18 protein-coding genes are annotated in these 24,530 nt (G+C 60.4%); 11 read left to right on the top strand and 7 right to left on the bottom strand.

Annotated features, from left to right (window positions below; all coding sequences use genetic code 11):
- Positions 1-97: 97 nt before the first annotated feature.
- The 4 genes from pgl to E8M77_RS20630 form a co-directional block, all read right to left on the bottom strand.
- Positions 98-796 (bottom strand): 6-phosphogluconolactonase, encoded by a 699-nt coding sequence (gene pgl / locus E8M77_RS20645; RefSeq protein ID WP_137132491.1) that lies wholly within the window; start codon positions 794-796, stop codon positions 98-100.
- 5 nt (positions 797-801) lie between these two features.
- Entirely contained in the window at positions 802-2,274 is a 1,473-nt protein-coding gene (zwf, locus tag E8M77_RS20640; RefSeq protein ID WP_137132490.1) for a glucose-6-phosphate dehydrogenase, read from the bottom strand.
- A gap of 97 nt (positions 2,275-2,371) precedes the next feature.
- Positions 2,372-3,658 carry an FAD-binding oxidoreductase gene (locus E8M77_RS20635; protein WP_137132489.1) on the bottom strand — a complete coding sequence of 429 codons (1,287 nt, stop codon included), beginning with the start codon at positions 3,656-3,658 and terminating at the stop codon, positions 2,372-2,374.
- Positions 3,659-3,669: 11 nt separating this feature from the next.
- Positions 3,670-5,109: a glutamine synthetase family protein gene (locus tag E8M77_RS20630; protein WP_137132488.1), complete on the bottom strand. Its 1,440-nt coding sequence runs from the start codon at positions 5,107-5,109 to the stop codon at positions 3,670-3,672.
- Positions 5,110-5,238: 129 nt separating this feature from the next.
- Here E8M77_RS20630 and E8M77_RS20625 point away from each other — a divergent pair, with 129 nt between their 5' ends.
- The 5 genes from E8M77_RS20625 to E8M77_RS20610 all read left to right on the top strand — a co-directional run bounded on the left by E8M77_RS20625 (position 5,239) and on the right by E8M77_RS20610 (position 12,774).
- Complete coding sequence (locus E8M77_RS20625; protein WP_137132598.1) at positions 5,239-6,426, top strand: NAD(P)/FAD-dependent oxidoreductase; 1,188 nt, start codon at positions 5,239-5,241, stop codon at positions 6,424-6,426.
- Between the two features lie 338 nt (positions 6,427-6,764).
- Entirely contained in the window at positions 6,765-9,170 is a 2,406-nt protein-coding gene (locus tag E8M77_RS20620) for a HAMP domain-containing methyl-accepting chemotaxis protein (RefSeq protein WP_246659340.1), read from the top strand.
- A 229-nt stretch (positions 9,171-9,399) separates the two neighbouring features.
- A complete protein-coding gene (locus E8M77_RS24425) occupies positions 9,400-9,522 on the top strand; it encodes a hypothetical protein (protein ID WP_281408210.1) in 123 nt (40 codons plus the stop codon).
- A gap of 275 nt (positions 9,523-9,797) precedes the next feature.
- A complete protein-coding gene (locus E8M77_RS20615; protein ID WP_137132486.1) occupies positions 9,798-11,636 on the top strand; it encodes a methyl-accepting chemotaxis protein in 1,839 nt (612 codons plus the stop codon).
- A 280-nt stretch (positions 11,637-11,916) separates the two neighbouring features.
- The gene (locus E8M77_RS20610; RefSeq protein ID WP_137132485.1) at positions 11,917-12,774 is read left to right on the top strand and encodes a LysR family transcriptional regulator; all 858 of its coding nucleotides are present in this window, start codon (positions 11,917-11,919) and stop codon (positions 12,772-12,774) included.
- Between the two features lie 73 nt (positions 12,775-12,847).
- Here the strand turns inward: E8M77_RS20610 and E8M77_RS20605 are convergent, their stop codons facing one another.
- Both E8M77_RS20605 and aceA read right to left on the bottom strand, forming a co-directional pair.
- A complete protein-coding gene (locus E8M77_RS20605) occupies positions 12,848-13,084 on the bottom strand; it encodes a hypothetical protein (RefSeq protein WP_137132484.1) in 237 nt (78 codons plus the stop codon).
- A 199-nt stretch (positions 13,085-13,283) separates the two neighbouring features.
- Entirely contained in the window at positions 13,284-14,573 is a 1,290-nt protein-coding gene (aceA, locus tag E8M77_RS20600) for an isocitrate lyase (RefSeq protein WP_137132483.1), read from the bottom strand.
- Positions 14,574-14,800: 227 nt separating this feature from the next.
- Between aceA and E8M77_RS20595 the strand changes: the two genes are divergently transcribed.
- The 5 genes from E8M77_RS20595 to E8M77_RS20575 all read left to right on the top strand — a co-directional run bounded on the left by E8M77_RS20595 (position 14,801) and on the right by E8M77_RS20575 (position 20,452).
- Positions 14,801-16,213 carry an XRE family transcriptional regulator gene (locus E8M77_RS20595; RefSeq protein WP_137132482.1) on the top strand — a complete coding sequence of 471 codons (1,413 nt, stop codon included), beginning with the start codon at positions 14,801-14,803 and terminating at the stop codon, positions 16,211-16,213.
- Positions 16,214-16,360: 147 nt separating this feature from the next.
- On the top strand, positions 16,361-17,455 hold the full coding sequence (locus tag E8M77_RS20590) for a polyamine ABC transporter substrate-binding protein (RefSeq protein WP_137132481.1): 1,095 nt from the start codon (positions 16,361-16,363) through the stop codon (positions 17,453-17,455).
- A 90-nt stretch (positions 17,456-17,545) separates the two neighbouring features.
- Positions 17,546-18,712: an ABC transporter ATP-binding protein gene (locus tag E8M77_RS20585; protein ID WP_137132480.1), complete on the top strand. Its 1,167-nt coding sequence runs from the start codon at positions 17,546-17,548 to the stop codon at positions 18,710-18,712.
- 11 nt (positions 18,713-18,723) lie between these two features.
- Positions 18,724-19,632, top strand: a complete 909-nt coding sequence (locus E8M77_RS20580; protein WP_137132479.1) for an ABC transporter permease subunit — start codon at positions 18,724-18,726, stop codon at positions 19,630-19,632.
- A 1-nt stretch (position 19,633) separates the two neighbouring features.
- Positions 19,634-20,452, top strand: a complete 819-nt coding sequence (locus E8M77_RS20575) for an ABC transporter permease (protein ID WP_137132478.1) — start codon at positions 19,634-19,636, stop codon at positions 20,450-20,452.
- Between the two features lie 8 nt (positions 20,453-20,460).
- Here E8M77_RS20575 and E8M77_RS20570 read toward each other — a convergent pair whose 3' ends face one another.
- On the bottom strand, positions 20,461-22,311 hold the full coding sequence (locus tag E8M77_RS20570; protein ID WP_137132477.1) for an AsmA family protein: 1,851 nt from the start codon (positions 22,309-22,311) through the stop codon (positions 20,461-20,463).
- A 135-nt stretch (positions 22,312-22,446) separates the two neighbouring features.
- Between E8M77_RS20570 and E8M77_RS20565 the strand changes: the two genes are divergently transcribed.
- Positions 22,447-24,399, top strand: a complete 1,953-nt coding sequence (locus E8M77_RS20565) for an acetoacetate--CoA ligase (RefSeq protein ID WP_137132476.1) — start codon at positions 22,447-22,449, stop codon at positions 24,397-24,399.
- Positions 24,400-24,530 lie beyond the last annotated feature (131 nt).

Here is a 24,530-nt window from a genome sequence, read left to right as displayed (position 1 = left end):
AGACGCTGGCGGGCTTGGGCGGCGCCGCCGGTGCCTGTCGTTTGCGTGGTTGTCGCGTGGCCGGGCATCTCGCCCGCCACGTCAAAGGGGCGCGTGATTACGGCGCCCAGTAAATCTCAAGCGGAGATGCCGCGCGGTTCAGCATGGCGCGGATCGGCATTTCCAGCTCGTCAGTGCCGGCCTCTGCCTGATCGAGAACCAGTTTCTTGCCGTCACCCTCGATATGCAGAACGAGAAAGCCCGCATCATTGAGGCTGCTGAAGGTGAAGGTCAGGCGTTCCTCGCCGGCACCCTCGGCCATCATCGTCATCACGCCGCGCGGCGTGTCTTCGGCAATGGCGCGTTCCAGATGGTTGCCGCCGGGAAAGAAGGAGGCCGTGTGCCCATCCGTTCCCATGCCAAGGATTGCCACGTCAAATGGGTTGCCGATATCCTGCGTCTTCGTCGTGGCGATAGCGGCGGCCTGCAGCGCATCGGCAACAGGCTGGTAGAGGGGCAGGAAGATCGCCCTTTCCGCCTTGTCCTTCAGCAGGTGCGTTTCCACCAGAAGATGGTTGGAGCGCGGATTGTCGGCGGGCACAAAACGCTCGTCGACCAGGGTCACGATCACGCGGTCCCAGGCAATGTCATGGCCCGACAGCGCCTCGAAGAAGCGCTTCGGGGTGGAGCCGCCGGAGACGGCGATCGAGGCTGTGCCGCGAGCGGCAATCGCCTGCGAAAGCCTCATCACCACATCGCTCGCCAGCTGGCTGGCAAGCGATGTGGCATCGGCAAAGGAATGAAGGCGCGTTGTCATTGGTATCAGCCTTCGTGCCAGGTGCGACCGTCACGCTCGATCAGCGCGATGGCCTGGCTTGGTCCCCAGGTGCCGGCGGTATAGCCCTGCGCCAGCTGGCCTGTGCTTTCCCAGCCCTTCAGGATCGGGTCCACCCACTTCCAAGCCGCTTCCACTTCGTCGCGCCGCATGAACAGCGTCTGGTTGGAACGTATGACGTCCATCAACAGCCGCTCATAGGCATCCGGATTGCGCACATTGAAGGCGGCGGCAAAGCTCATGTCGAGCGAGACATTGCGCAGACGCATGCCGCCCGGACCGGGGTCCTTGATCATCAGCGACTGCTTGACGCCTTCATCCGGCTGCAGGCGGATGATCAGCTGGTTTGCCGAAATACGGCCCGCCGCCGGTTCGAAGATATTGTGCGGGATCGGCTTGAAGGTGATGACGATCTCCGACATGCGGGCTGTCAGACGCTTGCCGGTGCGGATATAGAAGGGCACGCCCGCCCAGCGCCAATTGCCGATTTCGGCCTTGATGCCGACAAAGGTTTCAGTGTTCGATACGCCGCCTTCGAGTTCCTCGAGATAGCCCTTCACCGGGCCGCCGGCAGAGGCGCCGGCGCGGTACTGGCCGCGCACCGTCATCTGCTCCACATTGGCAGCGGTGATCGGCTTCAGGGCGCGCAGAACCTTCAGCTTTTCGTCGCGCACGGCCTCCGAATCCATCGAGGAGGGCACTTCCATGGCCACAAGGCAGAGCAGCTGCAGGATATGGTTCTGCACCATGTCACGTAGCGCGCCTGCCGTATCGTAATAGCCGGCGCGGCCCTCAAGGCCGACTGATTCCGCCACCGTAATCTGCACATGGTCGATATACTGGGCGTTCCACAGCGGCTCGTAGAGCGCATTGGCAAAGCGCAGCGCCATCAGGTTCTGCACCGTCTCCTTGCCGAGATAGTGGTCGATGCGGAAGATCTGCTCTTCCTTGAACACTTTACCGATCGTGTCGTTAAGCTCGAGCGCAGAGGCGAGATCGCGGCCGATCGGCTTTTCCACAACGATGCGGGTGGATTTGGTGATCAGCTTGTGGTCGCGGATCTTTTCCGAAATCGCACCGAAAATCGCAGGCGATACAGCAAGATAGAAGGAGCGGACGCGGTCCTTGCCGTCATCCAGCAGCTTTTTCAGCGTATCCCAGCCCGTATCGGACTTGGCATCCACCGAGACATAGAACAGGCGTGCCAGAAACTTCGCCACCTGCTCGTCCGCATACTCGCCGGGCTTCAGATGTTCCTTCAGCGCCTCGTCGGCAAATTTGCGGAATTCGTCATGGCTGAGGGCACTGCGCGAAGCGCCGATGATGCGGGTCGGTTCGGTGAACTGGCCTTCGATCTGCCGGTGATAGAGGGCGGGAAGCAGTTTTCGCTCGGCAAGGTCGCCGGTGCCGCCAAAGACGACATAGTCGAAGGGTTCCACGGGAATGATCTGGCTGCTCATGCCTTGCTCTTTCAAAGTCTCGGGGTTGTTCACATACATAATCTAATCGATTTAAAAACGCCAGCCCCCGTATTCGGGAACTGTCTTCACGTGACCGTCAGAAACGGTCGCGCAGCGCATACCAGGTCAGAGCAAGAAACAGCAAAGGCTTGCGCAGGGTCTGGCCGCCGGGGAAGGGCGGTACCTTCAACTGCTTGAACAGATCGAGTTCGCTGCTGTTTCCCGCCACTGCATCCGCATAGATCTTGCCACAATAGTTTGACAGCATGACGCCATGGCCGGAATAGCCGGCAAGCGAGGTTACGCCCGGCATGACATCGCGGGCAAAGGGTTTGCGCGGCAGGGTGATGCCCACCGATCCGCCCCAGGAATGGGTAATGCCGATCTCGTTGAGGGTCGGATAGATTTCGGCGATCTGCCGACGGATATGGGTCGAGATATCGCGCGGACTGTCGGCGGTATAGGCCTCGCGCCCGCCAAACAGCAGGCGACCGTCACGGCTTTTGCGGAAATAGCGCACGACGAAGCGCGAATCCGCCACGGCTTCCGATCCCGGCAGAATGTCGGGGAAGCGGTCCAGCGGCTCGGTTGCTGCGATGAAGGAGCGGATCGGCATGACATGCGCAGCCGTGACCTTTTCCAGCTTGCCGATATAGGCATTGGTGGCTATCAGCACACGATCAGCGGTGATCGTACCGCGTCCGGTGTCGATCAGCACCTTGGCGCCTATCCGTTCTATGCTCTGTGCCGGTGTCATCTCGCAGATCCGCGCGCCGGCCTCGGCGGCTGCACGCGCAAGGCCCACCAGCAGTTTCAGCGGGTGAATGTGCCCGGTACCCATATCGCGCACGCCGTGGTGATAATGGCTGGAACCCAGCCGCTCAGCCGTCTCGGCCCGGTCCATGAACGCCACATGAGGATAGCCGAAGCGCGTTGCCATCACCTCGGCCGAGCGCTGATATTCGGAAGCCTTGCCTGCCCGGTGGGAAACATTCATCTGGCCCGGCATGTATTCCATGTCGATGCCATGGGTTTCGGCAAAGTCCAGCAGATGGCGCTTGGCGTTTTCGGCCATGTCGAACAGCGCCTTGGCGCGGTCAAAGCCCAGTTCCTCTTCCATTTCGTCCGGCCAGGCCCGCTGGCCGGTGCCCAGCTGTCCGCCATTGCGACCGGACGCGCCATCGCCAAAGCGCGCCCCATCAATGAGAATGACCGAGACGCCACGCTTGACGAGATTGTAGGCGGCCTGCAACCCGGTGAAGCCGCCGCCGATAATGGCGACATCCACCGAGATGGACCCGTCGAGGCGCTCATAGGTCGGGCGATCCGCAACGCTGTCCTGATACCAGGACAGGCCGGGAGCCAGGGGGCTTTGCCAGTTCATGGGTGCCACCTTTACACGTTCAGAAGCAGGAATTCACGCTCCCAGGGACTGATCACCTGCATGAAGGTCTCGAACTCGCCGCGTTTGACGCCCGCATAGATGCCGATGAACTCCTTGCCGAACACTTCTTCGAAGGCCGGTTCGCCTTCCAGCAGGGATACGGCTTCCAGAAGTCCGCGCGGCAGGTCGATGGAGCCTTCATTGGCCGTGTCATAGGTGGGTTCCGTCGGCTCGATCTCGCGCATGATGCCAAGATAGCCGCAGGCAAGCGATGCCGCGAGCGCCAGATAGGGGTTGGCATCGGAACTCGGCAGGCGGTTTTCCACGCGCCGTGCCGCCGCATCCGAAACCGGCACGCGAAATGCGGTGGTGCGGTTGTCATAGCCCCAGGCATTGTTGACCGGGCAGGCCATGTCGGGCGTCAGGCGGCGGTAGGAGTTTACATAAGGGGCGAGCATGGCCAGCGCGCTTGGCACATATTTCTGCATGCCGCCGATGAAGTGGAAGAAGGCGCGCGAGGGCGAGCCGTCCTCGTTGGAAAACACGTTCTGCCCGGTTTTCACATCCACAACCGATTGGTGGATATGCATGGCCGATCCCGGCTGCCCCTGCATGGGCTTGGCCATGAACGTGGCATAGATGCCGTGTTTCAGGGCTGCCTCGCGAATGGTACGCTTGAACAGGAACACCTGGTCGGCAAGCTGGATCGGGTCGCCGTGGCGCAGGTTGATTTCCAGCTGGGCCGGGCCTTCCTCGTGAATGAGCGTGTCGATCTCCAGGCCCTGCTTTTCGGAAAAGTGGTAGATATCGTCGATCAACTCGTCGAATTCGTTGATGCCGGCAATCGAATAGCCCTGTCCGCCTGAAATCGAGCGGCCAGAGCGGCCCTTGGGCGGATGCAGCGGATAATCGGGGTCTTCGTTGACGGCCACGAGATAGAACTCGATTTCCGGTGCAACGACGGCGCGCCAGCCTTTTTCGCTGTAGAGCCGCATGACGTTTTTCAGCACGTTGCGCGGCGTGTAGGATACGCTATCGCCATTGGTATCGGCGATATCGCAGATCACCTGCGCGGTCGGATCGCTTTCCCAGGGCACGACGGAGAGCGTCGACAGATCCGGCACCAGCTTGATGTCGCTATCACGCGAATCATAGCGGAAATTCGCCGTTTCATCGGGATATTCGCCGGAAATCGTGTGGCGGTAGAGCGCCGATGGCAAGGCCAGCGAGGTGTTGGAGGTGAATTTCGAGGTGGGCATCATCTTGCCGCGCGGCACGCCGGCCAGGTCCGGCGTGATGCATTCGACATCCTCGATGCCACGGGCCTTCAGCCACGCGGCTGCTTCCTGCCAGTTCGCCACACCCCTCAGAGAAGTCAGGGGAGGCTGCGTGGCGGCGGCTTTGAGAACGCTTCCAGTCGCAGGTGCAGACGGCTTTTTCTTGGGCGGCATGGTTCACCGGGGTTCGTTGCTACTGCCTGCATCATAGTCGGAACCCGGCAATTGGCGAGGGGGGATAGATTGACTTTGTCCGTTCGATCGCAAACAGGAGAGCCATGCTTGAATGACGGGGATGTTCCGGTGAAACGACGATATGACGTGGTGGTACTGGGGGCAGGGGCAGCCGGCATGATGTGCGCGCTGCGCGCTGGCGGGCTCGGCCGCTCGGTCCTGGTGCTCGACCATGCCAAGGCGCCGGGCGAGAAGATCCGCATTTCCGGCGGCGGGCGCTGCAATTTCACCAATATCCATGCAAGCCCCGCCAATTACCTGTCGCAGAACAGGCATTTCGCCAAGTCGGCGCTGGCCCGCTACACGCCGAAGGATTTTCTGGCACTTGTCGAAAAGCACCGCATCGCCTGGCATGAAAAGACACTCGGTCAGCTGTTTTGCGATGACAGCGCCAAGGACATTATCCGCATGCTCCTGGAGGAAATGCGCGCAGCCGGCGTCGATCTTCAGTTGCAGCAGCCGGTGGGTACCGTCGAGAAGATTGAAGGTGGCTTCCGCATCGACCTGGAAAACGGCAGTGTGGAAGCCGGCGCGCTGGTGGTGGCAACCGGCGGCAAGTCCATCCCCAAGATGGGCGCAACCGGCATTGCCTACCGGATCGCCGAGCAATTCGGCCTGCCAGTGACGGAAACCCGGCCGGCACTCGTGCCGCTGACGCTGGATCCGGCCATGCTGGAGCGCACTTCGGCGCTTGCTGGCGTTGCCGTGGATGCCGATATCCGCCATGGCAAGACGCATTTCCGCGAGGCGCTGCTGTTTACCCATCGTGGCCTGAGCGGCCCGTCCATTCTGCAGATCTCGTCGTTCTGGCGCGAGGGCGATGACATTACCCTGTCGCTCGAGCCAGATATCGATCTGCTCTCACGGCTGAAGGACGCCCGGAAAGCCAATGGCCGTCAGGCAGTGCAGACGGCGCTGTCGGATATCCTGCCGCGTCGGCTCGCGCAGTTCTTTGCCGAGGATAAGGGCCATGCTGGCCCGCTGGCCGACCAGAGCGACCGCAAGCTGGAAACAATTGCCGCCACCGTGCAGAACTGGTCGCTCAAGCCCGCCGGTTCGGAAGGTTATCGCACGGCGGAAGTGACGCTGGGCGGCGTCGATACCACGGCGCTGGATTCGCGCAGCATGCAGGCCAAATCCGTTCCTGGCCTCTATTTTATCGGTGAATGCGTTGACGTTACCGGTTGGCTTGGCGGCTATAATTTCCAATGGGCCTGGGCGTCCGGCCATGTCTGTGGCGAGGCTTTGGCGTCCTAAATTGATGTCTGCTTCATTTTGAACCAGGGACGCACGCTGTTTCCCCTGCATCGGCGCGGGAAAAGCTGAGCATGTTTGCAATTTCGAAATTAAATTGCGTCATGTGATATTCAGCAATCTTTCATGGGGAGGTGAGAGAAAGTTATGCCCCGGTTTTTTTTGGGGCTTGTTTCGAAAAGAAGCCATACATACATTAGGGGTTCCTTATGGTCATCGACCGTTTGCTCGCTCGCTTTCGGATACAAACCAAAGTCATTACATTTATTGTGCCGTTCGTTGTCAGCATCTCTGCCGTTGGTCTTTCCGGGCTTTATGCATCCAGCCTCCTGCAGACCCGCATGGACATGTCCAATTCCGTCCTGCACTCCTTGAGCGGCTTCAAGGAAGTCTATTCCGGCATGACGGCTTTCCTGGACAATACCAGTGACGCAACGCGTGCGACGTTGAAGGAGCAAATCAGGACCCAGGCCGACCTGTTGAAGGCCGTCCGTTCCGCCTCGACGGAAGACGGCAAGGCCGAAATCGATTCCGCCATTTCCGGCACCGATGCAATCGGTGGCCAGGTCGATCAGCTCTGGGCGCGCTTCCAGGATGAGGTGAAGGTCCGCAAGGGGATCGACAATGACCTGGGTGCGATCGTCAAGCAGCAGGCTGATATCGTGAACTATGCCACGGTCATCCGTGACAATCTGGCCGTCGATGAGTTGAAGGCAAAGGCGCTGCTGCGCGATGCCGAGAAGCTGAACCGCGGCGCTGCCGCCATCGCAAAGCTGGTCACCGACTTCAATGCGCAATCGACGCCCGAGCAGAAGGTGGCGGTGGTCAAGGCCGCAGTTGATGAATTGACCGGCGTCGTCAAGGAAATCGCCGGCGCTCTGCCGGTCGACCAGAAGGTCGTGGCAGACCAGTTGCAGGACAGCGTTGGTCAGATCAGCCGTCAGATGGAGATCGGTGTCGTCAATGATGCCACGATCGGCGCTACGGAGCGTGCGGTCAACCTGATGCGCCCGGCCTCGATCCGCCTGCAGGGTGCAGCATCCAACAAGGCGCGCCAGGCGACTGAAGTCTTCGGCCAGCTCGATGCGCCGATTGCCATTGCGACCAACTTCCTTGCCGCCTCCCGCCAGGTTCTGGACGCCGTGAAGGTTCTGGAAATCCGCTCGATCCGATATATGGCAGCACCTGAGCCGCAGGGGTTGAACGAGTTGCAAGGCGCCCTGATGTCGCTCGATGTGTCGGCCGGTACCTTGCAGAGCGATGCATCCTTTCCGCAGGAAGCGCGCGAGCGGGCAGGAGCCATACTGCCGCTGATCATCAGCATGGAAGACAAGTCCATCGCGCTTCTCGATCTGTCCAAGCAGCGGCTCGGCGCATTCAATGCCGCAGCCAGCGAGATCAACCGTATCTGGGGCAATCTCACCACATTTGCCGCCGTTCAGCGCGATGCCGCCGGCATCGAACGTGCAAAGGCGAACCAGATTTCCATCACCGCCATGGCGCTTGGTATTCTGGTGGCGATCTTTGCCGGCATTGGCCTGATCTTCACCTTCAAAGGCCCCATCCTGCAGATCGTTGCTGCCATGCGCAAGCTGGCCGCCGGTGATCTGGAAACATCGTTTGATGGCCAAACCCGCCGCGATGAAATCGGCGACATGGCGCGTGCACTGGGCATCTTCAAGGAAAATGCCCAGGAGAAGGTACGTCTGGAAGCGGCAAGCGAAGAGGAACGCGCTGCCGCAGAAGCCGAACGTCGGCAGAACGAAGCGGAAAAGCAGGAGATCGACCGCCAGATCCAGTTTGCCGTTACGGCACTGGCGGGCGGGCTTGAGCGGCTTGCCGAAGGCGATGTGTCTGCCACAATCGACACGCCTTTTGTCGGCCGTCTCGAACAGCTGCGCACCGACTTCAACCGTTCCATGACGCGCCTGCGCGATACGATTGGCCTGATCCAGGGCAATGTCGTCGCCATCCAGGGCAATGTCCGCCAGATGTCGCAATCGACGGATGATCTGTCGCGCAGGACGGAAACCCAGGCCGCTTCGCTGGAACAGACGGCTGCCGCCATCAGTGAAGTCACCACGAATGTGCGTTCGGCAGCTGAGCGTGCCCGTGAAGCAAACGCCATTGTCGGGGATACCCGTCGCAGCACGGATGGATCGCTGATCGTCGTGCGCAATGCCGTGGAAGCCATGAGCCGCATCGAGGGCGCCTCGCAGAAGATCGGCCAGATTACCGAGGTCATCGATGCGATTGCTTTCCAGACCAACCTTCTGGCCTTGAATGCCGGTGTGGAAGCGGCCCGCGCTGGCGATGCCGGCAAGGGTTTTGCTGTTGTGGCCCAGGAAGTGCGTGAGCTTGCGCAGCGCTCTGCCAGTGCCGCAAAGGAGATCAAGGAATTGATCAATGCCTCGTCGCAGGAGGTTTCCAAGGGCTCGCACCTCGTGCAGCAGACAGGCGAGGCGCTTGCCACCATCGGCACGCAGGTATCGCGGATCAGCGAACAGGTGGAAAGCATCGCCACAGCGTCGCGTGATCAGTCGTCGGCCCTGCAGGAAGTCAATGGTGCCGTCAACCAGATGGACCAGCTGACCCAGCAGAATGCCGCCATGGTCGAAGAAACCAGTGCTGCCAGCCGCCAGCTGGCAGACGAGGCGGACCAACTCGTCGTGCTGCTAGAACAGTTCCGCGTCGAAAACATCGAAGTGCAGGGGCATGCCCGCAGTGGTGGTCGCTACGCCGCTTAAGGAAAAGCCATAGTTTGCGACACGAAGGGCCTCTCGACCGCCTGTTGAGAGGCCCTTTACCATATCTGCCGTTGCGTCGAGCTACTGTGCAACCATATGCGTGCATTCAGAACTTCTTAAGCGCCGTGCCGCATCCTGCCTCAATGCGCACATAGTTTTCGTCAGAATGAAAACCATCGCGCATCCCTGTCGCTTCGCGGCAGGCCTTGAAACGATGAGGGACCAGATCATGCAGAAAGCTCGTGCGCGTGCCATCGCTGTTGCCCAGACGACATCGACCGCGAAACTTCGCCTTTTCGTTCTTGCGGCCTGCGTGACCGCAGCCCTCCTGGCACTGCCCGGAATCTTCTGACCCGTTCCATGCGTCGGCAAGAGTGCTGCCCGCTGCCAACTGTCGGGCATTGTTGGGTCGGTCAAGACTTCGACTATGCGTCCTGGCGACCGGGGCGTATACACGCAGAGCAATGAGCCGTCGTCTGCCCATTGCTGCCTGCGCGGATGGGTAGAGTGCAATTCCCCATCTCTCGGCGCTGCACGCATTTTGATATCCATCAATTTAGAAATGTTTTAACTGTGGTCGTGTAAGATTTCTCGAGTAGTTAATGTTTTTCGAGAAATGAGGGCCAGATGTCCAGACTTCTACCTGTATCGGTGACATCGCGCATACTTCTACTCTGTCTTGTGTTGTGTCTTGCTGCAATCTCAGGCTTTAGTTCCATTACTTATTCTCACTTGCGATCCAATATCATGGAAAAGTCCGCGTCAGATGCGAAGGCGGCGATGCGCGCTATGGCGACATTGTATAGCGCTGCCGTGGCCGGCTCGGCTGTTCAGGTCAGTGATGGCCGCGTGGTCGGGATCAAGCAGGATAGCAAAGTGGAACTGCCCGATCACACGCTGGTCGATCGCACGGCGCAATCCATTGGTGGTGTGGCCACAGTCTTCCAGAAGCAGGGCAGTGACTATGTTCGCATTTCGACCAATGTGAAGAAAGAGAATGGCGACCGCGCAACCGGTACCAAGCTTGCAGCGGAACATCCGGCCCAGCCGTCGCTTGCTCGTGGCGAGGCCTATTTCGGCCCGGCCGTGCTGTTCGGCAAGGATTTCGTGACCGGCTACTATCCGGTCAAGGACGCGAGCGGCGCCGTCACCGGCGTCCTGTTCATCGGCATTCCGCTCGAAGTCTATTTCGCCCAGATCGCGGATGCCTTCTGGATCATGGTCGTCTCCAGCCTGATTGCCTTCACGACCGTTGCATGTGTCGGCTTTGTCATGATCCGCCGGCTGGTGCGGCCACTGACAATCATCACCGAAACCGTGCGCACGCTGGCATCCGGCCGCGATGTCGATGTGCCCTATACGGCGCGCATTGACGAATTCGGCAATATTGCCAAGGCACTCGAAGTCTTCCGCAACAATGCCATCGAAAAGCAGCTCGTGGAAACCCGCTCGACGGAAGAGCGGGCGCAAGCGGATGCGGATCGCCGCCTGAGCGAAGAAGAAAAAAAGCAGATGGACCAGCAGATCGATTTTGCCGTGTCCGAGCTCGGACTTGCGCTGGCACGCCTGTCGCAGGGCGATCTGTCGCGCACCATCGATGCCGCATTCTCCGGCAAGCTTGAACAATTGCGCACTGATTTCAACAGCTCCATCAACAATCTGCGCGATACGATGGGTCGCATCCGCCACAGCACGATGACCATCCAGCAGGGCACTGTCGATCTGAACGATGCCTCGCATGATCTGGCGCGCCGAACTGAAAGCCAGGCGGCATCGCTGGAAGAAACGGCGGCTGCGGTGGAGGAAATCACCGTCACGGTCACCAATTCGGCCGAGCGCGCCCGCGAGGCAAACCTTGCTGTTGCCACGACCAGGAAGACGGCGGACAACTCGTCCACTGTGGTCAGCAGCGCCGTTGCTGCCATGGGCCGGATCGAGGATGCCTCGCAGAAGATCGAACAGATCATCGAGGTGATCGATGATATCGCCTTCCAGACCAACCTTCTCGCGCTGAATGCCGGCATCGAAGCGGCGCGTGCCGGCGAGGCCGGCAAGGGTTTTGCGGTGGTTGCCCAGGAAGTACGCGAACTGGCTCAGCGTTCCGCCAATGCCGCCCACGAGATCAAGGATCTGATCAACCAGTCGAGCAACGAGGTGCGCAACGGTTCCGAACTCGTGCAGCAGGCCGGCAAGGTGCTGGCTGCCATCAGCGAGCAGATCGCCGGTGCCAGCCGTCATGTGGAATCGATTGCCACTGCAAGCCAGGACCAGTCCTCGGCGCTGAAGGAAATCAATTCCACCGTCAACAAGATGGACCAGATGACCCAGCAGAACGGCGCCATGGTTGCCGATACCAGCCAGGCCACCGGCCGGCTTGCCTCGGAAGCCGAAGCGCTCATGCAATTGGTCGAGCAGTTCCGCATCGATCATGGTCACTCGGGGCAGGGCGCGCGCAGGGCCGCGTGAGGCGAAAGCATGAAGTGTAGGGAAGGGCAGTCGAAGGGCTGCCCTTTTTGCGTTGGAAGGCGAGCCAGCCACATAGAACGGCAAACCAACGGGGTGATGGCTGCGCATTGAAAGCGTAGAAGTCATCTTCGCTCTGGCTTTGTGCTTCCATCGATTTCAGGAACAAGAAGGCGGCGAGAGATTCCTGCATGATCACTCCTCTGCGGAAATGCGTGATCAACCTCAATAACCACAGAACGCCTGTTCCAGAACCAGCAGATTCCGGCTATGTTTTTCATCCATGAAAAACATTGGCTGGGATACCTATGCAGCATTCCTGGAAGTCGCGCGTCGCGGCGGCCTTTCTGCTGCCGCTCCCGTCACCGGCCTCAGCCCCGCAACGCTCGGCCGGCGCATGCTGGATCTGGAGGCCGAAATCGGTGTCGCGCTGTTCTTGCGCAGCCGCACCGGTTACCGCCTGACCAGCGATGGCGAGCTATTGCTGGCTCAGTGCCTGGAGATGGAAGCCACGGCGCGGCGTATCGAAGACTGGACGTCTGGCGGGCAGCACGCTCCGCTGGTGCGCATGGCCTGCGGCACCTGGATGGCCTGGCATTTCACGCGCCATTGGGGCAGTCTCAGCCAGCCCGGCGATCGCTTCCGCATCGACCTTATCATCGGCGAACAGCGCGCCAGCCTGGCGCATCGGGAAAGTGACATCGGCATACGCGCCTTCGAACCACGGGAAGGCAATCTTGCGGCGGCAAAGCTCGGCGATGTTGCCTATGCTGCCTATCAGTCACGGGCTCTGGCAGCCGAACTCTCCGATCGCTGGGTGGCGGTGGCGGAAGAGGCCGCAGTTTCCGCCTATCTGCGCTATCCGCGCGAGCATCATGCAAGCCAGGTCATCATTACCGTCAATCGGCCGCGGTCGCTTCTGGATCTGGTCCTGTCCGGCGCTGGTGTCGCGGTGCTTCCCTGTTTCGTCGGCGATCAGCACGAAGAGCTTGTCAGGCGCGGTGCCCCGATTGATGAACTTCGCCACAGCCAGTGGATCGTAATGAACAATGATGACCGTCACCGGCGCGAGATCCGTGTTCTGGTCGATCGCCTGACGATGCTGGTGCGGGAATGGACCGGGCTGTTTTCGGCCCGGTGATTGATGTGCACAAAACGATGGCGGCGGAGAAGCCTGTCGCTTCCCCGCCGGTTTTCCGTGCTTCTGCCAGGATCTATCGCTGACCCGCGACAACCACCGGGATCAACAGGTCGCCCCAGTTTCCGTCGCCGCCATGGTGGCGGGCGGAGCGTACCAGCTCGACCGAAACGCCGGCCTCGACTGCCTTCATCACGGCATGGTTCAGGCGATGCAGGTCATTGGCGAGGATACGGATGGCCGACTGCTGTTCGGCCGTCATGGTGGTGGACTGTTCTTCGGCGCGTTCCTTGACGCGGGTCTGGACGTTCATGGCATTTCTCCTCTTGATATCAGGGGTTTTTGACATTTCATGCTGGACTGAAGGCCCCTCCCAACCCTCCCCACAAGGGGGAGGGCTTAACCCGGACGCACCCTTGAATGAGGGAGACGAAAGGTTACCCCGCGGTTGCTCCCCCCTTGTGGGGGAGATGGCCGGCAGGCCAGAGAGGGTCTGTCTTAGGCGCTCGTCCTCATTCTGCCGCCGGGCGGAACTGCTCGTGCTCGGTGGATTCATGCATGGCCGTAGTCGATGACTGGCCGCCGGAAATGGCCACCGATACGGCATCGAAATAGCCGGTGCCGACTTCGCGCTGGTGCTTGGTCGCCGTATAGCCGTTTATTTCGGCGGCAAATTCCGCCTCCTGCAGCTCCGAATAGGCGGCCATCTGGCGGGCCTTGTAGCCACGCGCCAGCTCGAACATGCCGAAGTTCAACTGGTGGAAGCCGGCCAGCGTGATGAACTGGAACTTGTAGCCCATGGCGCCCAGTTCGCGCTGGAACTTGGCAATCGTCGCATCGTCGAGGTTTTTCTTCCAGTTGAACGAAGGCGAGCAATTATAGGCAAGCTTCTTGCCGGGATGCACCTTGTGCACGCCCTCGGCAAAGCGGCGGGCCTGGTCGAGATCCGGCTTGGAGGTTTCGCACCAGATGAGATCGCAATAGGGCGCATAGGCGACCGCACGGGCAATGCAGGGCTCAAGGCCGTTCTTCACCTGGTAGAAGCCCTCGACGGTGCGGCCCTTGTCGTAATCGACGAAAGGCTGGTCGCGCTCGTCGATATCCGAGGTCAGCAGCTTGGCTGCTTCGGCATCCGTGCGGGCAATAACGAGCGTCGGCGTGCCCATGACATCGGCTGCAAGTCGTGCTGCCGTCAGGTTGCGGATATGGGCCGCCGTCGGGATCAGAACCTTGCCGCCCAGATGGCCGCATTTCTTTTCCGATGCCAGCTGATCCTCGTAATGCACGCCTGCGGCGCCGGCTTCGATGAATGCCTTCATGATCTCGAAGGAATTCAATGGTCCGCCGAAGCCGGCCTCCGCATCGGCCACGATCGGCGCAAACCAGGTGTCGACGGAAAGGCCCTTGCCTTCCGAGGTCTCGATCTGGTCGGCGCGCTGCAGCGTCTTGTTGATCCGCTTGGCCAGTTCCGGCGCGGCATTGGCCGGATAGAGCGACTGGTCCGGATACATGGAGGATGCGGTATTGGCATCTGCGGCAACCTGCCAGCCCGACAGATAGATGGCCTTGAGGCCAGCGCGAACCATCTGCATGGCCTGATTGCCCGACAGAGCGCCCAGCGCATTGACGAAATCTTCGCTGTCGAGCAACTGCCACAGCCGGTTCGCACCCATTTCCGCCAGCGAATGCTTGATCTGCACGGAGCCGCGCAGGCGCTTCACGTCTTCAGGCGAATAAGGACGCTCGATACCGTCGTAACGGCCCTTCGGTGCGGATGGAACGAGATTGTAAAACTCTGTCATGATGCTCTCTCCCTGATGCTGAAACAGCCCCTGACCGGTGACGTATGCGGTCAAATCGCTGCTGTTGTCTGAGACTGAATTTACAGTGCAACGCAGCAGTGGGCCAGAAGTTTAGCATTAACAGCGGGATAAAACGGGTTACGATGTCTTGCTTTTGACTGAGGCATTTGTGAAGATGTAAATATTGTCAAAGCAACAAGACGGGACTTTATGTCAAAAGGTGTGACATGGCGGAACGGAAGATCTTTGCAGGCCCGCGCGTCCGGCGGCTGCGCCAGACGCTTGGGCTGACCCAGACGGCAATGGCGGAAGGGCTGGCCATCTCGCCCTCCTATTTGAACCTCATCGAGCGCAACCAGCGGCCGCTCACCGTGCAGCTGCTGCTGCGGCTGGCCTCCGTCTACAAGATCGATCTCGACCAGTTGCAGGGCGAGGGCGGCGGGGTGGCGGCGCAATTGCGCGAGGTCTTTACCGATCCGCTGCTGGCCGGCGAAATTCCCGGCGACCAGGAATTGATCGAGGTGGCGGAAGGCGCGCCAAATGCCGCCGTCGGCGTCATCAAGCTTTACCGCGCCTACAAGGAACAGGCGGCGCGGCTGACGGATCTGGCCGATCTTCTGGCGCGCGAAGGGCATGAGACATCGCTTGGCCGCGCCCGTCTGCCGATGGACGAGGTGCGCGAAACGCTGGAGAGGCGGCCCTTCCTATTTGCCCGTATCGAGGCGGCGGCAGAGGCTTTCATTGCGCAGCTGTCGCCGGGCGATGATCTTTCCGGCGCGCTGAAGACCTGGCTGCGCACCACACATGGCATTGTCGTGCGCATGCTGCCGGTGCATGCCATGCCGACGCTTCGCCGCCGCTATGACCGCCATTCCATGCGGCTGTTTCTCTCCGAGCGGCTGTCCTCCTTCGATCGGCAGCGCGAGATTGCCCAGGAAGCGGCGCTTCTGGCTATCGGCGGCGAGATCGCTGGCGAGCTGGACGAACTGGCACTATCGAGCAGCGAGGCGAAGCGCATCGCCCGCTTCGAGCTGGCGCGTTACGCCGCTTATGCCCTGATGATGCCGCAGGGCACGTTTCTGGCTGCCGCCCAGCGCAACCGCTATGATATCGATCTTCTGGCGGCGCGTTTCGATGTTTCCTTCGAACAGGCGGCCCATCGGCTGGTCTCGCTTGGGCGGGCGGGTGCGCCGGCATTTTTCCTGATGGAGGCCGATCATGCCGGCAATATCCTGCGCCGCGCCGGTGCGCAGGGCTTTCCGCAGGCGCGCTTTGGCGGTCTCTGTCCCAAGCTTGGCCTGCATGCCGCCTTCGCCCAGCCCGGCCAATTGCTGGTGGAGCGGGTGGAAATGCCCGATGGCGCCGCCTTCCTGACCTTGAGCCGGACTTTGGAAGGGCCACAGGCCGGCTTTGGCGAACGGGTTCGCCGCACGGCAATCCTGCTTGGATGCGATGCGGCATTTGCCGGCGAGACGGTTTATGGCCAGGCGGCCGAGCTTCCCGCAGCGCATGTGCTGGCCGGCACGGCCTGTCGTCTCTGCGAACGTCAAGGTTGCCTCTCGCGGGCGCAGCCACCGGTCACGCGGCCGCTCGGTCTCGATGAAATGGTCACCGGTCTCAGCGCCTTTGACTTCCAGTAGATTTTGGAGGCAGTGGCGTCCTTTTGTGCAATGCCACACTTTTCCGCTTGTGGGGCGCCGGTTTCCTTTCTACTCTCTTAAAAAAGCGCCAGAATATCCTCCGCGTTTCTCAATCGGAACGGGATGGACCGGGAACAGGAGAAGACCATGAAACGCAACGCCTTTCGCTTCATCGTGCTTGCCACCACGGCGCTTGCCGCCACCACAGCCATGGCGCAGGAGCGGGTCATCCACGTCTACAACTGGTCTGACTATATCGACGAGAGCATTCTTGCCGATTTCACCAAGGAAACGGGCATCAAGGTCGTCTATGACGTGTTCGACAGCAACGAACTGTTGGAAACCAAGCTTCTGGCCGGTGGCTCGGGCTATGATGTCGTGGTGCCGACCGGTCCATTCCTGGCGCGCCAGATCCAGGCCGGCGTCTTCCAGAAGCTCGACAAGTCCAAGCTGCCTAACCTTGTCAATCTCTGGCCAGCCGTTTCGGAGCGACTGGCGAAATATGATCCCGGCAACCAGTATGCGGTCAACTATCTATGGGGTACCACCGGTATCGGCTACAATGTCGCCAAGGTGAAGGCGGCTCTGGGTGATGTGCCGATCGATAGCTGGGACGTACTGTTCAAGCCGGAAAATGCGGCAAAGCTGAAAAGCTGCGGCATCAATATTCTCGATGCCTCTGATGAGACCTTCGCGATTGCCATGAACTATCTCGGCAAGAACCCGGACAGCAAGGCAACCGCCGATCTGCAGGCCGGCGGCGAGGTGTTCAAGAAGATCCGCCCGAGCGTCAAGACCTTCAATTCCTCGGCCTATATCGATGAACTGGCGAATGGCGATACCTGCATCACCATCGGCTGGTCGGGCGATATCCTGCAGGCAAAGACGCGGGCTGAAGAAGCCAAGAACGGGGTCGAGGTGAATTACGTCATCCCCAAGGAAGGCACCTATATGTGGTTCGACAATCTGGCCATCCCGGCGGATGCCAAGAATGTCGCGGATGCGCATGTCTTCATCAATTACCTGATGAAGCCGGATGTGATCGCCAAGGCATCCAACTTCGTGCAATATGCCAATGGCAATCTGGCATCCCAGCCGCTGATGGATGAGGCGGTGGTCAAGAACCCGTCGGTCTATCCGGATGCAGCCACGCTTGCCAAGCTGTTCACCATCTCCCCCTACGACCCGAAGGCGCAGCGCGTCATCAACCGCGAATGGACGACGATCAAGACCGGCAAGTAAGATTTCCGCAGAACGATATGCAGTCTTGCCGGCGGCACTGAGCCGCCGGTGATCAGAACGGCGAACCGGTGAAACGGGTTAGGGGCGGGCATGGCGAAATCTCTGGGACCGGTAAAGCGTAAATTCTCCCCCTGGACCGAGCCCTCGGCGACGCCCTTCATCCGTTTTGAAGACATCACCAAGCGCTATGGCGATTTCGTCGCCGTCGATAATCTGACGCTCGATATCTACGAGCGGGAATTCTTCTCGCTGCTTGGGCCATCCGGCTGCGGCAAGACCACGCTGATGCGCATGCTGGCCGGTTTCGAGGAGCCCACGTCCGGCCGCATCCTGCTGCAGGGCAAGGATTTGTCGGGAACGCCGCCCTACAAGCGGCCGACGAATATGATGTTCCAGAGCTATGCGCTGTTTCCGCATATGAGCGTGGAAAAGAACATTACCTTTGGCTTGGAGCAGGATGGGTTGGCGAAGGCCGATATCGCGGCGCGCGTCGAGGAAATGCTGAAACTGGTGAAGCTCGAGAGCTTTGCCAAGCGCAAGCCGGCGCAGCTTTCCGGCGGTCAGCGGCAGCGCGTGGCGCTTGCCCGCTCGCTTGCCAAGCGGCCGAAAGTGCTGCTCCTCGATGAGCCGCTCGGCGCGCTGGACCGCAAGCTGCGCGAGGAAACCCAGTTCGAACTGATGGATATCCAGCACACGCTGGGCCTGACCTTCCTGATCGTTACCCATGACCAGGAAGAGGCTATGACGGTCTCAGACCGTATCGCCGTGATGGACAAGGGCGTGGTGATGCAGGTGGCAACGCCTGCCGAAATCTACGAGGCGCCGAACAGCCGCTACGTGGCTGAGTTCATCGGCGATATCAACATTCTCGAATGCAGCATGGTGGGGCAACCGCGCCCAAGCCTGCTTGCAGGGCATCCGCCGCACACCACGCTCGACAGCCAGGGCCTGATGATTGGCGTCGAGCAGGACTGCAAGGCAGGTGTCGGTGAACAGGTGGCCTTTGCCATCCGCCCGGAAAAGGTCCGCATTTCGCTCGATCCGCCGGCCGACGGCACCGCCAATGCCGTGCATGGCGAGGTCTGGGATATCGGCTATCTCGGCGATTTTTCGGTGTTCCTGGTCAAGCTCGATGATGGTCGCATCCTGCGCGCCGCGCAGGCCAATGTCTCGCGGCTTGTCGACCGACCGATCACCTTCGGTGATCGGGTCTGGCTCACCTGGTCGGTGGATGCCGGCCTTGTGCTGACACGATAGAGGGGCAAAAAATGGCAGAGACCGGAGCTTCCTCCCAGACCAATCCGATGCGCTGGCTGGTGGTGGCGACGCCCTACCTCTGGCTGCTGCTGTTCTTCGTCGCGCCGTTTCTCATCATCGTGAAGATCTCGCTGTCGGACACGGCGATTGCCATGCCGCCCTATACGCCGAACTTCACGGGCTTTGCGGCGCTCGGCGAATTCCTGTCGGAACTCGATTTCGATAACTACCAGTTCCTGACGGAAGATCCGCTCTATATCAATGCCTACCTGTCTTCGCTGCGCATTGCGGCCATCTCCACGCTTCTTCTGCTGCTGATCGGCTATCCCATGGCGCTGGCCATGGCGCGGGCGCCAACGACCATCCGCCCGACGCTGATGATGATGGTCATCTTGCCCTTCTGGACCTCGTTTCTCATCCGCGTCTATGCCTGGATCGGCATTCTGAAGCCGGAGGGTCTATTGACGCTGCTCTTGCAGACGATCGGGCTGATGGGGCCGGACCAGCAGGTGCAGATCTACCGCACCGATACGGCCGTGTTCATCGGTATCGTCTATTCCTATCTGCCTTTCATGGTGCTGCCGCTCTATGCGGCGCTTGAAAAGATGGATGGCACGCTTCTGGAGGCGGCAAGCGATCTCGGCTGCCCGCCCTGGAAAGCCTTCTGGAAAATCACCTTTCCGCTCTCCATGCCAGGCGTCATTGCCGGCGCGCTGATCTGCTTCATTCCGATCACCGGCGAATTCGTCATTCCGGATCTTCTGGGCGGCGCCCAGACACTGATGATCGGCAAGACGCTGTGGACGGAATTCTTCGGCAATCGCGACTGGCCGCTGGCCTCGGCGGTTGCCGTCCTCCTGCTTCTGGCGCTCATCGTGCCCATCGTCATCTTCCAGAAACAGCAGCAGAAGGTGGGTTGAGATGAAACCGTCCCGCTTCGACAGCACCATCCTGACGCTCTGCTTTGCCTTCCTCTATATTCCGATCATCATCCTCGTCGTCTATTCCTTCAACGCCTCCAAGCTGGTCACGGTCTGGGGCGGGTTTTCTTTGGAATGGTACAAGGTCATGTGGTCGAACCAGGGGCTGATGGATGCCGCCTGGGTGACGGCCCGTGTCGGCGTCTTGAGTGCCACGCTCGGCACCATTCTCGGCACTATGGCTGCGCTGACATTGGTGCGTTTTCCAAGATTTCCCGGCCGCATGGCCTTTACCGGCATGATCTATGCGCCGCTGGTCATGCCGGAAGTCATTACCGGTCTGTCGCTGCTTCTGCTTTTCGTCGCCATCAATATCGATCGCGGCTTCTGGACCGTTACGATCGCGCACACCACCTTCACCATGTGCTATGTGGCCATCATCGTGCAGTCGCGTCTCCTGACCTTCGACCGCAGCCTTGAAGAGGCAGCACTCGATCTCGGCTGCCCGCCGGTGAAAACCTTCTTCAAGATCACGCTGCCGCTCATCCTGCCCGCCATCGTGTCCGGCTGGATGCTGGCCTTTACCCTGTCGCTCGATGATCTGGTGATTGCCAGCTTCACCACGGGTCCTGGCGCCACCACGCTGCCGATCAAGATCTACAGCCAGGTGCGGCTTGGCGTGACGCCAGAAATCAACGCCATCTGCACCATCCTGATCGGCCTTGTAACGATCGGCGTGATTGCTGCCTCGATCAGTTCCAAGCGGTCCGAACTGCGTCGCATCCGCCATGAGCACGAGGCGCTGCGCGGCCCGATCTGAACTCGATCTCAGGGCTGAACTGTCTCGGAGCGCGCAGGCGATGCCGGCCAGATTACCGCGTCCGGCCAGGCGCCGCCGATGAAGAGATTGACCGGTGCCAGCGTGCTGTCCTTGTCATTGAGCGTTGCCGAAAGCGACAGGCTGCGGGTGACATAGGGAATGACGCCGGATAGTGTTAGCGATCTCTGCGCGGTTTCAAGCCGCGCGTCCTGGATTTCGGCGCTGCCAAGCGCAAGTTCGGCACGCAGATCCAGCCTGTCGAAATCCGTGTGGCTGTCGCCTGCCTGTTTCAGCGTGAAATAGGAAGCGCCGGCGGCCAGTGCGCGGATTGCCGAAAGATCCAGCGCCGGTATGCGGCCATTGCGGGCCTGTATATGCAGGCTGCCCGCCAGATCCGCAGCCGTTGCCTGCGTCAGCGGCCGCTGTAGCGTGGCATCGAGATCCAGCGATACGGGCCCGAGTATGATGGGACCGTGCACTGCCAGCTGTTCGGCAAGCGAGCTGAAATCCAGGTCGCGGCCGGTCAGCCGGATCGTGGTCAGCGGCCGTGGCTGAAGGTCCATGCGGATCTTGCCTGTCAGGCTGCCGTTCAACAGATCGCTGTCCAGCACCTCGACCTCTGCCTTCTGGCCGTTCGAGACAACGCTGACGGCGGCTGTATCCAGCGTCAGCGTGCCGAAATGCGCCTGATTTGCAGAAAAGCGCACGTCAAAACCAAGCTGGCGCTCAAGCGGGGTCGTGGTCGGGGTGCCGCTGGGGCCTGTCTCCTGCCGGTCATCTGCGATCGCCTGCACCAGCAACCAGAGGTCCAGCGTATCGAAGGCCAGAGTGCCGGTCACGCGCGGTGGCTTTTCTGCCGTGGCCAGCGTCAGGTCCATTACGCCGGTGCCCTTCGTGCCATTGGCGGCGATGGCCAGTTGGTCAAAGCGCAGCACCTTGTTAATCGTCACCACCTTGGCGGTCAGGGAAACGTCGTGAAGACGGTCGGCGGTGTGCACCGGCAGGTTTGCCCAGGCCACCACCCGGTCCACGCGAGGTACGGCAAGCTTCAGGTCGCCGGAAAAGAATGTATAGGTGTTGAGATCGGCCCGCCCGCTGAAACTGCCGGAAAACAACGTTGACTTGACCGTCGCGGTGAGATCCGTGCCAAGCCCGCCGAGCAGAAGCAGGGGATTGGCCGAGGCAAGATCGAGCGCCAGCAATTCACCGCGCACCTGCGTTTGCAGCCTAACGCGCATCGGCGCCGACAGGCGCGGCCAGTCGATCGTGCCATTGATATTCTCGAAGGTCAGCGTGCGCCCGCGGCTTGCTTCCATGCGCAGCGTACCGTCACTGATCATCACATCGCCGATGAGCGTGTCGAGTGCTGTCGTGTCCGCTGTCGCGCCACCCCTTGCGCCAGCCCTTGCGGCGGTCTGCACGGCCGTGGCCAGACGGCCCTGGCTGCTCCAGTTCGATCGGTTCTGGTCATCCACTTTCAGTGTGATCTGCGGTCGCACCAGGCGAAAATCATTGAACACCGGCTGTCCGCGCAGGGCCGGCCAGAGGCTGAAATGCGCCGAAAGGCTATCAATCCGTCCCAGCACCGGCGCATTCGGCGCATCTTTCGTGCGGATGGTGATGCCGCTCAGGGTCACGATCGGCTGTGGCCAGAATTTAAGCACCGGCGTGCCATCGATGACGACGTCATGGCCGAGCCAGCCTTCCACGGATTGCTCGATGCTTTCGCGCACCATGCTGGAGGAAACCAGAATGGGCCCCAGGAGCCGGAATGCCAATACAAGGACGAGCGCCAGCCCGCCTGCGACAAGCGTGAAGCGGAAAAGGCGATTTTGCCGTATGTAGGGTCTTATGCGCATGAAGCCATCATGTCTTTGGCTGCGGTTGGGGGGAGTCGTTAGCGGAATTGCCTCCAGCTTGCAAACCCATGCTCAGGGACTTTATCATGCAACGCAACATGATATATCGGAGAGATCGTGTGGAGGTAAGACACTATGACTGCTGAAATGCCACTTTGGGTTCCGTCGGCTGAGCAGGTTGCTGAAGCGCCGCTGACGAAATTCATCGCCTATTGTTCGGCGCGCGCCGGACGGAATTTTGCCGATAGTGATGCTCTCCACACCTGGTCGATTGCCGAGCGCGGCGATTTCTGGGCTGCTATCTGGGATTATTGCGGCGTCAAGGGTGAGCGCGGTGCACGCGACCTGATCCATGGCGACGACATGCTGGCCGCACGGTTCTTCCCCGACGCCCAATTGAATTTTGCGCAGAACCTTTTGACGCGCACCGGCAGCGATGATGCCCTGATCTTCCGTGGTGAAGACAAACTGCGCTATCGCTGGAGCTGGGATGATCTTGCAGCGCATGTTTCGCGCCTGCAGCAGGCATTTTCCGCCATGGGCATCGGCAAGGGCGACCGGATCGCCGCCATGATGCCCAACCTGCCGGAAACCGTGGCGCTGATGTTGGCTGCCGCCTCGCTCGGCGCGATCTGGTCTTCGTGCTCGCCGGATTTCGGCCGCCAGGGCGTTCTTGACCGGTTCGGCCAGATCGAGCCTAAGCTTTTCGTCGCCTGCGATGGCTACTGGTATAATGGCAAGCAGCAGGACGTGGCCGACAAGGTACGCGACGTCGCGGCCGAGCTGAAAGTGCCGGTGGTGATCGTGCCCTATGCGGGCGAGGCTGAGGCGCTTGCCGCATCGCTTGCCGACGGGCGCACCATTGCAGCTTTCGAGGCGCCCTACACGGCTGGAGAGATTGCGTTTACGCCGCTGCCTTTTTCGCATCCGCTCTATATCCTGTTTTCCTCCGGCACCACGGGTGTGCCCAAATGTATCGTGCATTCGGCCGGCGGCACGCTGCTTCAACATCTGAAGGAACTGGTGCTTCATTGCAGCATCGTGCCCGGCGACCGACTGTTCTACTTCACCACCTGCGGCTGGATGATGTGGAACTGGCTGGCATCGGGGCTTTCGGCCGGCGCCACGCTGTGCCTTTATGATGGTTCGCCCTTTGCCCCGGATGGCAATGTCCTGTTCGACTATGCGGCAGAGGAAAAGTTCGCTGTCTTCGGCACGTCTGCAAAATATATCGATGCGGTGCGCAAGGGCGGCATCGAACCGATGAAGACGCATGACCTATCGTCGCTGCGGCTGATGACCTCGACCGGTTCGCCCCTTTCCCCGGAAGGCTTCTCCTTCGTCTATGAGGGTATCAAGAAGGATGTCCATCTTGCCTCGATCTCCGGCGGTACCGATATCGTCTCCTGCTTCGTGCTCGGCAATCCGCTGAAGCCGGTCTGGCGGGGCGAAATCCAGGGGCCGGGCCTCGGTCTTGCCGTCGATGTGTGGAATGATGACGGAAAGCCTGTGCGCGGCGAAAAGGGCGAACTCGTCTGCGCCAAAGCCTTTCCCTCCATGCCGATCATGTTCTGGAACGATCCGGAGGGTAAGAAATACAAGGCCGCCTATTTCGAGCGTTTCGACAATATTTGGTGCCATGGTGATTTTGCCGAATGGACAGCGCATGGCGGTCTCGTCATCCATGGCCGTTCCGATGCGACGCTCAATCCGGGCGGTGTGCGCATCGGCACGGCGGAGATCTACAATCAGGTCGAGCAGATGCCGCAGGTGCTGGAAGCGCTGTGCATCGGCCAGGATTTCGATGATGACGTGCGGGTTATCCTCTTTGTCCGGCTGGCGGCGGGCGTGACCCTTGACGAGGATCTGGTCAAGGCGATCAAGACGCGCATCCGAACCGGCTGCACGCCGCGCCATGTGCCGGCAAAAATCATTGCTGTCAGCGATATTCCGCGCACCAAGTCCGGCAAGATCGTTGAGCTGGCCGTGCGCGACGTGGTGCACGGACGTGCGGTGAAGAACAAGGAGGCGCTGGCCAATCCGGAAGCGCTTGAATTGTATGCTGATTTGGCGGAGTTGCGCAGCTGAGGAAGAAGCAGTCTTTGGCAGATGTATCGTTTTGGCACGATGTGTCCGCGGGCGGACAAAAGACCGTATTGCTATAATACACTGTCGGATTTTAACCCGGTCTTAATACGGGAAATCCACGATGGGGAAGA

Source organism: Rhizobium sp. FY34 (assembly GCF_005222845.1).
Classification (GTDB): Bacteria; Pseudomonadota; Alphaproteobacteria; order Rhizobiales; family Rhizobiaceae; genus Neorhizobium.
The sequence above is the reverse complement of the archived record's forward strand: the minus strand, read 5'-3'. Positions and strand labels throughout refer to the sequence as shown.